A 13140-nucleotide genomic window follows, 5' to 3' on the forward strand; every position below is an offset into this window, starting at 1 on the left:
CCACCCGCGCCACCAGGGGCTCACACCCCCTGCCGCGGGTCCACCCCGTGCGCCCGCGTGCCGAGGACGCGCCGCGTGACCTCCGCCTCCATCGGGCCGCTGAACACCTCGGCGCTCCCGGCCCGGCGCGACCGGGCGGCCGCACGCGCGTCCTCGGCCAGCAGGTCCATGACGATGGCGGCGGCGGCCGTCGTCCCGGCGGCCGCGGCGACGGGGACGCCCGCCATCAGGTCGCTGACGTTCCCCGCGGCCCACACGCCGTCGACGCCGGTGAAGCCGGAGGCGTCCACCGTGAGCTGCTCCCCGAAGCCCGCCGGGTGCTCCCGTACGGAAAGACCGAGACCCCCGAGGAAGGACGCCCGGGCCGTGAAGCGCGGGGCGACCGCGAGGACGCGGAGGGGCACCACGTGCCCGGAGGCCAGGCGCACCCCGGCCAGCCGGTCGCCGTCGTCGGTCTCCAGGCCGCTCACGGCGCCGTCGACGACGCCCACGCGCAGCCCCGCGAGCTGCTCCCACTGATCGGGCGTCAGATTCGTGCCGGGGCCGAGGAACAGCGTCACGTCCTCGGACAACTGCCGGAACAGCAGGGCCTGGTGGAAGCTGCCGAGGACCCCGACCGCGGTGTCGCGGGCCTCCCAGCCGTGGCAGAAGACGCAGTGCACCACGTCCTTGCCCCACCGCCCCGCCAGGCCCGGCACGTCCGGCAGTTCGTCGACCAGGCCGGAGGTCACCAGGACCCGCCGGGCCCGCGTGCTCCGCCCGTCCTCGCACTCGGCGACGAAGACGTCGCCGTCGCGGCGGATCGCGGTGACGCGTCCGGCGGCGACCCGGCCGCCGTAGGAGGCGACTTCCTCCCGTCCCTTCCGCAGCAGTTCCAGCGGGGCGATGCCGTCCCGTCCCAGCAGCCCGTGCGCGGCGGCGGCGGGGGCGTTGCGGGGCTCGCCCGCGTCGATCACGAGCACCGGCCGCCGTACCCGGGCCAGGGTCAAGGCGCCGGAGAGGCCGGCGGCGCCTCCCCCGACGACCACCACGTCCCACACGCCGCCCGGAGCCTCCAGGCCGTTCCCGCCGCCGTCACCGTTGTCCTTCGTGTTCTCGTCCATGGCGGCACGATCACGCCGGCCGTGGGCGGGGGGCAATGTTCCATGCCGTTTCGGCAACGAAGCCGCGGTGGGTCGCCTGGAACGGTCAGGCCTCGGAGGTGAGCTTGTCCTCCAGCCCCGCGAGGAGTTCGGGCTCCAGCCCCGCGAGCGCGGCCAGTTGCTGGTGGGTGGTGCCGGCGGGGACCGGCCGCGGCGCGGGCGTGCGCAGCGGCGGCTCCCAGCCGCGCTCGGGCGTCCAGCGCCGGACGACCCGGGCGGGCGCGCCCGCCACCACGCAGTGGTCGGGGACCTCGCCGCGCACGATGGCGCCGGCCGCGACGACGACGTTCCGCCCGATCCGCGCCCCCGGCAGGATCACCGCGCCCGCGCCGAGCCAGCTGCCGGAGCCGATCTCGACGGGTGCGGAGCGCGGCCACTGGCGGCCGATGGGCTCGTGCGGGTCGTCGTAGGAGTGGTTGTCGCTGGTCACGTACACGTACGGCCCGCAGTAGACGTCGTCGCCGAACACCACCGGCCGGGAGGCGATGACGTGGCTGCCGCGGCCGAGGACGACGCCGTTGCCGAGCCGGACGACGGGGTCGGGGCCGAGGTCGAGGCCGGGCATCATCCCGGCCGTGAGGGTGACCTGTTCGCCGATGATGCAGCACTCGCCGAGGTGGATCCACTCCTCGCCGAAGATCGTCCCCTGCGGGAAGGCGAGGCGGGTGCCCGCGCCGATCCGGCCGAAGCGCAGCGGGCCCGGGCGGTCGGCGGAGACGGCACCCGCGTTCTGGACCCACCGCCAGCCGCGGTGCACCAGGCGCGAGACGGCGCGGCGGCGCCAGGCCGCCGCGGAGGAGAACAGGTTCTCGTTCTTCGGCACCCGATCACGGTACCGAGGGTGCGGGGGCGCGGCCGGGCGATCAGGTGTGATGTACGCCGCGTTCCGTCCAGGCGACGGCGACCCGCGCGGCGAGGCGGACGTTGCCGCGCACGGCGGCGAGGTTCGCCTCCAGGCTGGCGCCGCCGGTGTGCTCGACGAGGTGCCCGAGGAGGAACGGCGTGACGGCCTGCCCGGTGACGCCCTCGCGTTCGGCGGCGGCCAGCGCCTCCGCCAGGACGCGGTCGTGCAGCGCCGGGTCGAGCTGCTCGTGCTCCGGCACGGGGTTGGCGAGGATCACCGCGGACGGCGGGCCGTCGAGGTCGTCCTGGGCGGCCATGACGCAGGCGGCCTCGTCGGGCGTGCGGACCGTCCAGTCCACGGGCTGCCCGGAGCCGCTGAGGTAGAAACCGGGGAACTCGGCGGTCCCGTACCCCACGACGGTGACGCCGAGGGTCTCCAGCCGCTGCAGGGTGGCGGGCACGTCGAGGATGGACTTCACCCCGGCGCACACGACGGTGATCCGGGTGCCGGCGAGCAGCCGCAGGTCGGCGGACTCGTCCTGCTCCTCCGTCCAGCCGCGGTGCACGCCGCCCAGTCCGCCGGTGGCGAAGACCCGCAGCCCGGCGCGGGCGGCGAGGAAGGCCGTGGCGGAGACGGTGGTGGCGCCGCTCGCGCCGGTGGCGACCGCGACGGGCAGGTCGCGGTGGCCGAGCTTGCGCATGCCCTCGTCGCCGGCGATGCGCTCCAGGCCCTTCGCGTCGAGCCCGATGCACGGCACTCCGTCCAGCACCGCGATCGTCGCGGGGACGGCGCCCGCCTCGCGCACGGCGGCCTCGAGCTCCAGGGCCACCTGGTGGTTGCGGGGGCGGGGCAGGCCGTGGGAGATGATCGTCGACTCCAGGGCGACGACCGGGGCACCGGTTTCCAGCGCGATGATCACTTCGTCGGAGAACTTCAGCACGCAGTACGCGCTACCCGCGGGGCGATCGGCGCAATCACGGGACTACGGTGATCCCCATGACGGAGAGAGCCTTGATCGCGGACGTCGCCGGACGCTCACCCCGGCTGGACCCCGCCGCCTTCACCGCGCCGACCTCGGTGGTGCTGGGCGACGTGACGATGGCGGCCGGCGCGAGCGTCTGGTACCACGCGGTGCTGCGCGGCGACTGCGAGGCGATCAGCCTCGGCGAGGGCAGCAACGTCCAGGACAACTCGACGGTGCACGCCGACCCCGGGTTCCCGGCGGTGATCGGCGCGCGCGTCACGGTGGGCCACAACGCGGTGCTGCACGGCTGCGTGGTCGAGGACGACGTGCTGGTCGGCATGGGTGCCACCGTCCTCAACGGCGCGCACATCGGCACGGGCTCGCTGGTCGCGGCGGGCGCGCTCGTCCCCCAGGGCATGCGGGTTCCCCCGGGGTCGCTGGTGGCGGGCGTGCCGGCGAAGGTGCGCCGTGGGCTCACCGCGGAGGAGCGCGAGATGGTGCGGCTCAACGCCGAGCACTACGTCGCGCTCGCGGACGCCCACCGGGCCGCCTTCGCCGGGGACTGACGGCCCCGGGACCGGCCGCTCAGTCGGTGGTGGCCGCCGCCACGGCGTCCGCCTCGGGCGCGGCCTCGTGGGCGTTGGCCGCGGCCTTGGCCCGGCGGCGTACGACGAGGAACGAGCCGAGGCCGATCAGCACGGCGGCAACCAGGCCGAGCCACGAGAACCGCTTGAGCCACGGCTCGGCGACGATGCCCACGTAATAGATGACCGCCGTGGTGCCGCCCGCCCACACGATGCCGCCGAGGACGTTGGCGGTGAGGAACTTCCAGTACGGCATCCTCAGCACGCCCGACAGCGGGCCGGCGAAGATCCGCAGCAGCGCCACGAAGCGGCCGAAGAACACCGCCCACATGCCCCAGCGCGTGAACGACGCCTCGGCGGTCGCGATGTGCGCCGGCGAGAAGTGCTTGGGGAAGCGCCGCCCCAGTTTGTCGAGCATGGGCCGGCCGCCTCGGCGGCCGATGGCGTAGCCGATCGAGTCGCCCACGATCGCCCCGGCGGAGGCGCACACGCCCACCACCCAGGGGTCCACGTGCCCCTGCGAGGCGAGCAGGGCGGAACTGACGAGGATGATCTCGCCCGGCAGCGGGATGCCTAGGCTCTCCAGGCCGATCACGAGGCCCACCAGCAGGTAGACGCTGACCGGCGGGATCGTGCCGAGCCACTCCTGGACGTGCAAGGCCGCTTCCTCCCCCTAGGGCGGACGGGATGTCGGTCGACGCGCCGGTGCGCGCACGTCGTTGCAGCGTAGCCGACCCGGCCCGCGCCCCGTGCCGCCCCGTACGCCACGGGGCACCGCCACGGGGACCGCGGAGGAAGCCACGTGGCGGAGGTCACAGGGGCCCGCCGAGCCCGTAGCGTGTGCGCCCATGGGGCTGACCGGCATCACCGCCGCAGAGCGTGCCGCCGCGGGGCACCCGGCCGGAACCGCTCCGGCCGCACGAAGACAACGGACGTCGCAGTCCTGGAGCCGAACGCCCACCGCGTCCACGGGGAGTTACACCCGGAGCGAGACGGCCGAATACAACTCGCCGGCCCTGCTCAGCCGTTGGGGCGGAGGGTCCAGATGATGGTCATCTCGCCCGTGACCGCGCCGTCCTCGCGCCGGAGGGCGACCGTGACGGGGAACTCGGGGCGTTCGCCCTTGTCGAGTTCGGCGATGACGTCGGCGGCGGGGCGGCCGAGGCGGGCGGTGGCGGCGACCGGGCCCATGGCGAGCTTCTTGTAGCCGATCTCGGCGCGGACGGCGAGGGGGACGGCGCGGGAGAGGTGGTCGGCGAAGGCGGCGAGGACGACGGCGCCGCTGGCGGTCTCGGCCAGGGTGAACATCGCACCGGCGTGGGGGCCGCCGACGTGGTTGTGGTAGGCGGCCTGGTCGGGGAGGCGGACCACGGCGTGCTCGGCGGTGGTCTCCAGGAACTCGATGCTGAGGGTGGCGGCCATGGGCACGGTGGCCGCCATGAGCTCGCCTATCTGCGGCTGGTTCTCGGGCATGGGCCGGATGTTACCAGCAAGTAATCAGCGCTTCCATGGAACCGCGACCGCTCAACCCCTAGTGTTTCGAGCCATGTGGCCAGGACAGCAGCAGCCGGGGGGACCGCAGCATCCGCAGCAGCCCCCGCAGAACCAGCCCCAGTGGGGCCACCAGCAGCAGCAGCCCTCCCCGTACCAGCCGCAGCAGCACCCCGCCTACCAGCAGCCCCCGCAGACGTGGGGGCCGCCGCCGGCGCCGGGCGGGCCGCAGCCGCCCGGGGGGCGGCGGGGCGTGGTGGTCGCCGTGTCGGTGGTGGCCGCGGTCGCGGTGGTCGCCGCCGGCGCGCTGGTCGCCGTGAAGCTCACCGGCGACGACGAGGACCCGCAGGCCGGCCCGTCCGGCACCGGCTCACCGGTCGCCTCGCGGAGCGCGCCGCAGTCCCCCACCCCCACCCCCTCCGCGACGGCCGACGAGGAGGGCCCCGGCCCGGACGACGCCCGCGGCAACCCGGGCGAGGACACGGTCAAGCCCGTGGTGCCCGGCTGGCAGACCGTCGTGCGCAGCGACATGGGCGTCGCCTACGACCTCCCGAAGGACTGGACGGCCAAGCCGCAGGGCCTGCTCATCGGCTACGAGTGGGGCACCAACCGGGTCGTCACCGGGGGCGCGGCCGTCCTCGACGAGAAGTGGTGCGGCACCGACGAGCGCGGACTGGCCGGTGTGAAGGGCGGGAAGGGCGCCAAGAGCCTGAAGTCCGAGGCCGCCAACGAGGCCTACAACTGGGCGTACGGCAAGTACAAGAAGGAGGGCGGCACCAAGCTCACCGAGGCCGCCCCCCGCGCCTACACCAACGCGCAGGGCCTGCACGGTTGGACCGCCTCCACGCGCGCGACCGGGATGAAGGGCACGTGCGCGGCCGACGGCACCGCGTACAGCTTCACCTTCCTCGGCAAGGACAAGGAGGTCCGTTCCTGGCTGCTGATCGTGGACAGCGGCTACGCGGGCGCGATCGACGCCGCGACGGTGGCGAAGGTCCGCGACAGCGTCCGGCTGGTCGGCTGAGGCCGCGGCCCGCCCTCCGCCGACGGCCCGGAAATCGGTTTGCCAAAGCCCGGCCCAGCGACGATAGTCCCCGGGTGAAACCCGACGTCCCCCATCGGCTGCGGTTCCCGGACTGGGCCGGCCGCAACTTCCGGCTCCTGGCCGCGTCCGCCTTCGTGACCGGGATCGGCGCCTCAGGCGCCGTCGTCGCGTCGGCGTTCGCCGTACTGCAGGCGGGCGGTGACGGTACGGAGATCGGACTCGTCGCCGCCGCGCGGACGGTGCCGCTGGTCGTCTTCCTGCTCATCGGTGGCGCGGTCGCCGACCGGCTGCCGCGGCACCGGGTCATGGTCGCGGCCAACTGCCTCAACACCGTCTCGCAGGGCGCGTTCGCCGTCCTGGTGCTGACCGGCCGGGCCGAGATCTGGCACATGGCGGTGCTCTCCGCGCTGGGCGGCACCGGCCAGGCCTTCTTCGCCCCCGCCAACGAGGGCATGCTGCTGTCGACCGTCGACTCCGCCCACGCGAGCCGCGCCTTCGCGGTGTTCCGGCTCGGCGTCAACGGGGCCAACGTGGGCGGTGCCGCCCTCGCCGGGGCGCTGGTGGCCCTCGCGGGGCCGGGCTGGGTGCTGGCGGTGGACGCGGCGTGCTTCGCGGTCGCCGCGGGACTGCGCGCACTGCTGCGGGTCCCCCCAGCCGCGCTACGCGACCGCGCGGAACGGAGCGGCGGCGGTCTGCTGGGCGATCTGCGCGAGGGCTGGCGGGAGTTCGCCTCGCGGCGCTGGCTGTGGGGCATCGTGGTGCAGTTCTCCGTCGTCAACGCCGTGATCACCGCCGCCGACGCGGTGTACGGCCCGCTCGTCGCCCGCGAGCACCTCGGCGGCGCCGGGCCGTGGGGCGCCGCCCTGGCCGCGTTCGGCGCCGGGAACCTGCTGGGCGGGCTGCTGATGCTCCGCTGGCGGCCGCGCCGCATCCTGCTCGCCGGGGTGCTCTGCGTCTTCCCGTTCTCGCTGCCCGCCGCCGCGCTGGCGCTGGCGGTCCCGGTGCCGCTGCTGGCCTGCGCGATGCTGGTGGCGGGCATGTCGATCGAGGTCTTCGGCGTGACCTGGATGATGGCGCTGCACCAGGAGATCCCCGAGGACAAGCTCTCCCGCGTCGCGGCCTACGACTGGTTCGGCTCGGTCTCGATGATGCCGATCGGCACCGCCCTGGCCGGCCCCGCCGCGGACGCCTTCGGCCTGTACGGGGCGCTGTGGGGCTGCGCGGCGCTGACGGTGCTGCTCACCGGCGCCGTGCTCACCGTGCCCGAGGTACGGCGGCTGCGCCGGGTGGACGAGCCCGACGGTGGGCGGACGGTCGCCCGGGGCGGTCAGCCGACGCCGAAGGAGCCGTCGGGCGGGATCGGCGAGGGCACCGCGTCCTTGTCGTAGACCGGCCGCGCACCCCGTCCGAACAGCTCCAGCGCGTCGCCCTCCACCACTCTTGCCGGGAACACGTCGGAGGCGGCGCGCCGGGCGATCCGGTCCACGGGCAGCAGGGTGCGGCTCGCGGCCAGCACGGCGTTGCCGAAGCGGCGGCCCCGCAGCACCCCGGGCTCGGCGATCAGGCACACCTCACCGAACAGCTCGCGCAGGCCCGCGATCTGCGGCCGCAGGAAGTCGAAGGGCGCCGAGTCCGCGAGGTTCGCCAGGTACAGCCCGCCGGGGCGCAGCACCCGGGCGGCCTCGGTGACGAACTCGTACGAGGTCAGGTGCGCCGGCACCCGCGAACCGCCGAACACGTCCGCCACGACGACGTCCGCCGAGCCGTCCGGGGCGCCCTCCAGCCAGGCCCGGGCGTCGTCCGTGGCGATCGCCACACCGTCGCCGCCGCGACCCAGCGGGAGCCGGGTGGCGACGAGCCCGGCGAGCGCCCGGTCGGCCTCCACGACGCGCTGCCGCGAGCCGGGCCGGGTCGCGGCGGTGTAGCGGGGCAGCGTCAGGGCCCCGCCGCCCAGGTGCACGACGTCCAGCGGCGCACCCTCGGGCGCGGCCTCGTCCAGCACGTGGGCGAGCCGCCGGGTGTACTCGAACTCCAGGTGGGTGGGGTCGTCGAGGTCCACGTACGACTGCGGTGCCCCGTCGACGGTGAGCAGCCAGCCCGCGGGCCGGTCCACGTCGGGCAGCAGTCTGGCCGCGCCGAAGTCCACGTCCTGGCTCACGGGTATGCGTCCGTCGTCCTCCACGCTGCGATTCTCCCAGCACGCGCGGGGGCCCGGGGACGTAACCCCCGGACCCCCGCGCTCGGCGGCCCGGCTCAGTCCGCGCCGCTCACTCGTCGAGCGCCGTCACCGTGCCCGCGCCGACCGTGCGGCCGCCCTCGCGGATCGCGAAGCCGAGCCCCGGCTCCAGCGGCACCGCCCGGCCCAGTTCCACGGACATGTCGACGGTCGCCCCCGGAAGGGCCGCCCCCGCCTCGCCCAGGTCCACGTCGCCGACGACGTCGGCGGTGCGGACGTAGAACTGCGGCCGGTACCCGCTGGCGATGCCCGTGCGCCGCCCGCCCTCGGCGGCCGGCAGCAGGAAGACCCGGGCCCGGAAGCGGCGGCTCGGCGTGACGCTGCCCGGCGCGGCCACCACGTGGCCCCGGCGGACGACGTCCCGGGCCACTCCGCGCAGCAACAGGGCCACGTTGTCGCCGGCCTGGGCCTCCTCCATGGGCTTGCCGAAGGTCTCCAGGCCGGTCACCACGCTCGCCGTGTCCGCGCCGAGCACGTCCACGCGGTCGCCGACGCGGACGGTGCCCCGCTCCACCGCGCCGGTGACGACCGTGCCGCGCCCGGTGATGGTCAGCACGTTCTCCACCGGCAGCAGGAAGGGCGCGTCGGTGTAGCGGTGCGGCATCGGCACATGCGTGTCGACCGCGTCGAGCAGCGCCTCGACGGCCGCCGTCCACCGCGGGTCGCCCTCCAGCGCCCGCAGGCCCGACACCCTGACGACGGGCAACGTGTCGCCTGGGTAGCCCTGGGCGGACAGCAGCTCGCGCACCTCCAGCTCGACCAGGTCGGTGAGTTCGGGGTCGCCGGCGTCGGCCTTGTTGAGCGCGACCACGATGTGCTCGACGCCGACCTGACGGGCGAGCAGCACGTGCTCGGCGGTCTGCGGCATGACGCCGTCGAGGGCCGAGACGACGAGGATCGCGCCGTCGAGCTGGGCCGCGCCGGTGATCATGTTCTTCACGTAATCGGCGTGACCGGGCATGTCGACGTGCGCGTAGTGCCGGGTGTCCGTCTCGTACTCGACGTGCGCGATGGTGATGGTGATCCCCCGCGCGGCCTCCTCCGGGGCCTTGTCGATCCGGTCGAACGGCACGAACGCGGCGGAGCCGCGGGCGCTGAGCACCTTGGTGATGGCGGCGGTCAACGTGGTCTTGCCGTGGTCGACGTGACCCATCGTGCCGATGTTGAGGTGCGGTTTGGTGCGCACGTACGCCTGCTTGGGCATGGTTGCTTCCTCGGTAAGTCGATTCATCGCCTCGCGTGCGGGACCCCTGGACCGCGCCGACCCTCCCCCTGCGGGGTCCGCCGGACTGTCCGGGAAGGGTCAGATTCGGGCGCCGCCGAACGCGTTGGCCGAGAAAGCCTGTGCCGGGGCAGCCTGCAGCGCGTCCGCGACTGCGGACGTATCTGCGCTGAGGGCGTACCGGAACATGCCGCCGATCATCGGGCACACCCCGGCCGTCGGTCGAACGATTTTCCGCCGGGCTGCGCCTGGGCCCCGTGCGCCGGCACTACCTCCTCGGTGACCAGACCCTCCGGAACCCGGCTGACGGGGCATCGGCCCCACGGAGGACGACGAGGCGCGGATCGACCCGGCGGCCCTCGGCCGGTTCGTCGGCGCCCTGCTCGCCCGGCACCTCCGCACCCGGCGCGACGTCATGCGGGCGCTGGGCGAGGGATTCACGGCGACGGCACCGGTGCTCGCCGAGCGCGCCGGCGTGGACGCCGACCGGTCGGCCCCGGCGCCGGACGGCCCCCTCCGGGATGTCCGGGTGCCCTGGCCGCGGGACGTCCCGCTGCCTCATGCCCCGCTGACGCGGGCGAGGACGTACGACTCGGAGACGTCCTGTGGAGCGGCCTGTACTCGGCTGACTACGGGTGCCTTCGACGTGGCTCGAACCTCGAACATCGCCAACAGCGCCTCGGTTGGCGAGGCACCGTCGGAGGCACCGACGGCGTGCGGGATGTTGCTCCCCTGCGTTCCACGGCGTACGCGCTCAGTGATCTGGCTGGGGGAGGTAGGCAGGACAAGCGATTCGCAGAGCTCCAAGGGATAGTCGATGCCCAGCTCCGAAATCGACCACCACTTTAGGAGCGAGGTGGGGCGGTCTGCGGCGTGACCTGCAGATTCCCGGCCTTGGACGTAGTGGTCGGCGCCTCCCCCTGCGTGCCGCGATTCCCCGTGGCTTCCAGTCCGTTCTGGCACGGATGTGGCACGACCACTGTCTGACCCTCACCTTGTTGCCGTTCCTACGTCTCTAGCGTCGGATCGCCGGCATCAATACGCTCCCCTCATGAAACTGGGGGACACGGGGTTCGGCGTCCTGGCCACTGGTCCCGGCGGCTTGGCGCCTCTCAAGAACGACGACAGCGGCTGGGCATCCGGAATCTGGGGCCTTGTCGCGGTCCTGATCGTCCTGACGCTGATTGTGAGCTTGGTGATCTCCGTACGACGGGGCTCCTCTTCGGATGACGATGAATGATCCATCGCGCAGACCGCGCGATGCGCCGGAGCGGCTGGGGGCCAGTAGGAGGCTTCGCGCCATCATGATGAGCGGCTCTGGCGCGAGGGCCTTGGGGCACCAGTTTGGAAGACTGAGGCTGCGCACTCTCTCTGAGCTGCGGAAGTTGCCACCTGCGGCACAGCTTCTTTCGACCATGGTTTCCCGTGGTTCGCCGTTCCTTGCTGCTGCGTCTGTCACGTCTGTGGCACGGCTGCCCATAGATCGGGGCTGACCAGTCGGGCACGCGAAGGTACAGTCTGGGCCGATCGAGTGACCACCAGACGAAAGAGCGCGGCCGTGACACAAGAGGCGTGGAAGGACCTGGACGCAAGGGTGTCCGAGAGATTGACTGCCGTCTCAGACGGTGAGCGCGTTCTGTTCGCAGTAGCAGTCGCGGAACGCCTCATGCGGACGCACGAGCGGCTGCCGAGCGAGGACCAGTTCGGGTTCACCTTGAGTCTTCGGCCACTGCTCAACGCTCTATGGGAAGCCGCCCTCGGTGATTCGACGGCATTTGTGGAGGTCAAGCGCGGGCTCGGCTCTTTCTACCTCAGCGACTTCTGTCACAACGAGGGGCAGGACGGCCCCGACGATGCTGACGACTCCGCCGCCGCTGCCGTGCTCCACGCCGCCGAGGCCTATATGCACGGCTGCGCGGACTTCGCGATCTGGGTGAGCGGCCGAGCCGTCGAAGCCATTGATCAGCTGATGTACGAAAGTGACGACGACGGGAACAACCTCGAACAATCACTTGCAGACGAGTTGCGGCGGCAGTTGCGAGACCTCGATCGGATCGCAGTATTTGCGCGGGAGGTAGAGCACGCACGGATGGGCCTGAGCATCGACACTACGGCCCGACTTCGAGAGGCATTGCACGAGCCGCTGTCTCGGCTGGACGGCTCGGACTAGGGTCCCGCTGGCCGGACCGGCCCGTTTGGGGCGCACGCTTGCTAGTGCGGATCTGCTGGGCCGCCGGCAATGACCGAATGGCTTTGACGGCCGACTGTCAGCCCGCACGCACAGCTTGGCCGGCGCGGAGGGGCTTTGGGCTGGGGCTGCCATGGGGCGAGAGATCGGGGCCCGTAAGCTTGCGGCGACTCGGGCAGTCTGTGGGCCTGCCCGCAATAGCCCGATGTGGGCCCCGATCTTCGAGGCTCGCCCCATGGTGGCTGCGTAAAGCCGTGGAGCCGACCGCCCCAGCCAGAGCGGGTTTCCTCTCAGCACGGTGGCTCTATCGCCCCTCGCGCGCCGCCCGTACGATCTGCGGCACTCGGCACTGTCGACATGCTTGAACGCCGGCGTGGACGCGACCGAGGTCGCCGAACGGGCGGGTAACAGCGTGGTAGTGCTGCTCAGTCGGTACGCGAAGTGCATCGATGGGCGGCAGGAGGTTGCGAACCGCCGTGTTGAAGACCTACTGCGCGAGTACGAGTGAACAGCCTCTCCGAGACTGAGACCCCTGGCTTCATGCCAGGGGTCTCATCGTTTCCGGAAGTGTCCCAACTGCGCAGTCGTCACCCCCAATGGGTAACGATGGCTTCGTCGACGCTGAAGACCGCATCACAGTCGGCGCACTGCGCGGTGCCGAAGATGAAGGTCAGCTTGTGGGCGACGTCGGGATGGCCGTCTGCGATGGCGCGGGCGTGCAGCCTTTGCGCCAGCCCCTCCAGGGCTGAGGGGGCCTGTGGCTGTAGCGGCAGCCTCTTTGCCGCGGTCTGATTCATGTACATGCTGTCCGTGGTCGAGAAGTAGCCGTGCTCCCCGAACACGATGAAGTTCTCGGCTTCGCAGGCGGGGCAGGGAACTTCGTACTCCTCATCGTTCAACCCGTCGAGTTGTTCGCTCCAGACTTCGACACCCTCGAAGCTGAGGAGGGCCGACAGCAGGTAGACGTATTCCGAAGGGGTGTGGGCGAGTCCGGGGTCTTGAAGGGCTTCTTCCGTTAGTTCCACGAGCTCGGATATCTCCGAGGCGTGGGTTGCTCGCGGATCTTCGTCGCCGTACGGCTGATCTGTGCTGGCCACGATGGCGCCGGCCAGGATGAGCGGCATCCGTCGGTCGGCGGCCGACCACTCGCGCGCGAGCCGGGTCAGAGTCGGCAGTGCTGCATAGCTGGCCGAGTAGACGGTGCCCTGATGGCACAGCCGGGACCAAACATCGTCCCAGCCAGCGTGCTGCGGGTCCGGGCTCACGGTGGCGAGTAGGCCCGGGATGTCTTCTGCGGTGCCGTAAGCGTGGTGGAGTCGCGACCAGTCCGTCATGCGGATGATCCAAGCATCAGCAAGGCCGCGTCTCCGCGGCGACCAGGGAGATGACGTGAGCTCGTGGCAGCGCGCCTTCGAAAGGCCCCG

14 protein-coding genes and 1 pseudogene are annotated in these 13140 nt (G+C 72.6%); 7 read left to right on the plus strand and 8 right to left on the minus strand.

Features of this window, described 5'->3' with window-relative positions:
- Positions 1–20: 20 nt before the first annotated feature.
- The 3 genes from ABZ479_RS19960 to ABZ479_RS19970 all read right to left on the minus strand — a co-directional run bounded on the left by ABZ479_RS19960 (position 21) and on the right by ABZ479_RS19970 (position 2926).
- Positions 21–1103: an NAD(P)/FAD-dependent oxidoreductase gene (locus tag ABZ479_RS19960; protein WP_500462822.1), complete on the minus strand. Its 1083-nt coding sequence runs from the start codon at positions 1101–1103 to the stop codon at positions 21–23.
- An 85-nt stretch (positions 1104–1188) separates the two neighbouring features.
- Entirely contained in the window at positions 1189–1965 is a 777-nt protein-coding gene (locus ABZ479_RS19965) for an acyltransferase (protein WP_500462823.1), read from the minus strand.
- Between the two features lie 40 nt (positions 1966–2005).
- Positions 2006–2926, minus strand: coding sequence for a pseudouridine-5'-phosphate glycosidase (locus ABZ479_RS19970; RefSeq protein WP_500462824.1), 921 nt, complete (start codon positions 2924–2926; stop codon positions 2006–2008).
- Between the two features lie 56 nt (positions 2927–2982).
- Here ABZ479_RS19970 and ABZ479_RS19975 point away from each other — a divergent pair, with 56 nt between their 5' ends.
- Complete coding sequence (locus ABZ479_RS19975; RefSeq protein ID WP_500462825.1) at positions 2983–3516, plus strand: gamma carbonic anhydrase family protein; 534 nt, start codon at positions 2983–2985, stop codon at positions 3514–3516.
- 19 nt (positions 3517–3535) lie between these two features.
- On the opposite strand, the gene ABZ479_RS19980 is transcribed toward ABZ479_RS19975, so the two are convergent.
- Together ABZ479_RS19980 and ABZ479_RS19985 are read right to left on the minus strand one after the other, a co-directional pair.
- Complete coding sequence (locus ABZ479_RS19980) at positions 3536–4192, minus strand: DedA family protein (protein WP_500462826.1); 657 nt, start codon at positions 4190–4192, stop codon at positions 3536–3538.
- Positions 4193–4554: 362 nt separating this feature from the next.
- Positions 4555–5007 (minus strand): DUF4442 domain-containing protein, encoded by a 453-nt coding sequence (locus ABZ479_RS19985; protein ID WP_500462827.1) that lies wholly within the window; start codon positions 5005–5007, stop codon positions 4555–4557.
- Between the two features lie 73 nt (positions 5008–5080).
- Between ABZ479_RS19985 and ABZ479_RS19990 the strand changes: the two genes are divergently transcribed.
- Entirely contained in the window at positions 5081–6049 is a 969-nt protein-coding gene (locus tag ABZ479_RS19990; protein WP_500462828.1) for a DUF8017 domain-containing protein, read from the plus strand.
- 74 nt (positions 6050–6123) lie between these two features.
- Positions 6124–7458 carry an MFS transporter gene (locus tag ABZ479_RS19995; protein ID WP_500462829.1) on the plus strand — a complete coding sequence of 445 codons (1335 nt, stop codon included), beginning with the start codon at positions 6124–6126 and terminating at the stop codon, positions 7456–7458.
- Here ABZ479_RS19995 and ABZ479_RS20000 read toward each other — a convergent pair.
- Positions 7398–8252, minus strand: a complete 855-nt coding sequence (locus ABZ479_RS20000; RefSeq protein ID WP_500462830.1) for a spermidine synthase — start codon at positions 8250–8252, stop codon at positions 7398–7400. The two genes, ABZ479_RS19995 and ABZ479_RS20000, sit on opposite strands and share 61 nt — an antisense overlap.
- A gap of 85 nt (positions 8253–8337) precedes the next feature.
- Positions 8338–9510, minus strand: coding sequence for an elongation factor Tu (tuf, locus tag ABZ479_RS20005; RefSeq protein WP_499600781.1), 1173 nt, complete (start codon positions 9508–9510; stop codon positions 8338–8340).
- Between the two features lie 331 nt (positions 9511–9841).
- On the opposite strand from tuf, the gene ABZ479_RS20010 reads away from it, so the two are divergent.
- The 4 genes and pseudogenes from ABZ479_RS20010 to ABZ479_RS20025 all read left to right on the plus strand — a co-directional run.
- Entirely contained in the window at positions 9842–10342 is a 501-nt protein-coding gene (locus ABZ479_RS20010; RefSeq protein ID WP_500462936.1) for a DUF6086 family protein, read from the plus strand.
- 237 nt (positions 10343–10579) lie between these two features.
- Positions 10580–10768: a hypothetical protein gene (locus tag ABZ479_RS20015; RefSeq protein ID WP_500462831.1), complete on the plus strand. Its 189-nt coding sequence runs from the start codon at positions 10580–10582 to the stop codon at positions 10766–10768.
- Between the two features lie 426 nt (positions 10769–11194).
- Positions 11195–11698, plus strand: a complete 504-nt coding sequence (locus ABZ479_RS20020; RefSeq protein ID WP_500462832.1) for a hypothetical protein — start codon at positions 11195–11197, stop codon at positions 11696–11698.
- A 316-nt stretch (positions 11699–12014) separates the two neighbouring features.
- Positions 12015–12224, plus strand: a pseudogene (locus tag ABZ479_RS20025) (tyrosine-type recombinase/integrase); the annotation flags it as partial.
- Positions 12225–12303: 79 nt separating this feature from the next.
- Here the strand turns inward: ABZ479_RS20025 and ABZ479_RS20030 are convergent.
- Complete coding sequence (locus tag ABZ479_RS20030) at positions 12304–13050, minus strand: hypothetical protein (RefSeq protein ID WP_500462833.1); 747 nt, start codon at positions 13048–13050, stop codon at positions 12304–12306.
- Positions 13051–13140 lie beyond the last annotated feature (90 nt).

This window comes from Streptomyces sp. NPDC005722 (assembly GCF_040630935.1).
Taxonomy (GTDB): Bacteria; Actinomycetota; Actinomycetes; order Streptomycetales; family Streptomycetaceae; genus Actinacidiphila.

What these genes read in the sequence shown, in the direction of transcription:
- ABZ479_RS19960 (WP_500462822.1), bottom strand. Translation starts at nt 1,103, where the DNA reads ATGGACGAGAACACGAAGGACAACGGTGACGGCGGCGGGAACGGCCTG.
- ABZ479_RS19975 (WP_500462825.1), top strand. Translation starts at nt 2,983, where the DNA reads ATGACGGAGAGAGCCTTGATCGCGGACGTCGCCGGACGCTCACCCCGG.
- ABZ479_RS19985 (WP_500462827.1), bottom strand. Translation starts at nt 5,007, where the DNA reads ATGCCCGAGAACCAGCCGCAGATAGGCGAGCTCATGGCGGCCACCGTG.
- ABZ479_RS19990 (WP_500462828.1), top strand. Translation starts at nt 5,081, where the DNA reads ATGTGGCCAGGACAGCAGCAGCCGGGGGGACCGCAGCATCCGCAGCAG.
- tuf (WP_499600781.1), bottom strand. Translation starts at nt 9,510, where the DNA reads ATGCCCAAGCAGGCGTACGTGCGCACCAAACCGCACCTCAACATCGGC.
- ABZ479_RS20015 (WP_500462831.1), top strand. Translation starts at nt 10,580, where the DNA reads ATGAAACTGGGGGACACGGGGTTCGGCGTCCTGGCCACTGGTCCCGGC.
- ABZ479_RS20020 (WP_500462832.1), top strand. Translation starts at nt 11,195, where the DNA reads ATGCGGACGCACGAGCGGCTGCCGAGCGAGGACCAGTTCGGGTTCACC.
- ABZ479_RS20030 (WP_500462833.1), bottom strand. Translation starts at nt 13,050, where the DNA reads ATGACGGACTGGTCGCGACTCCACCACGCTTACGGCACCGCAGAAGAC.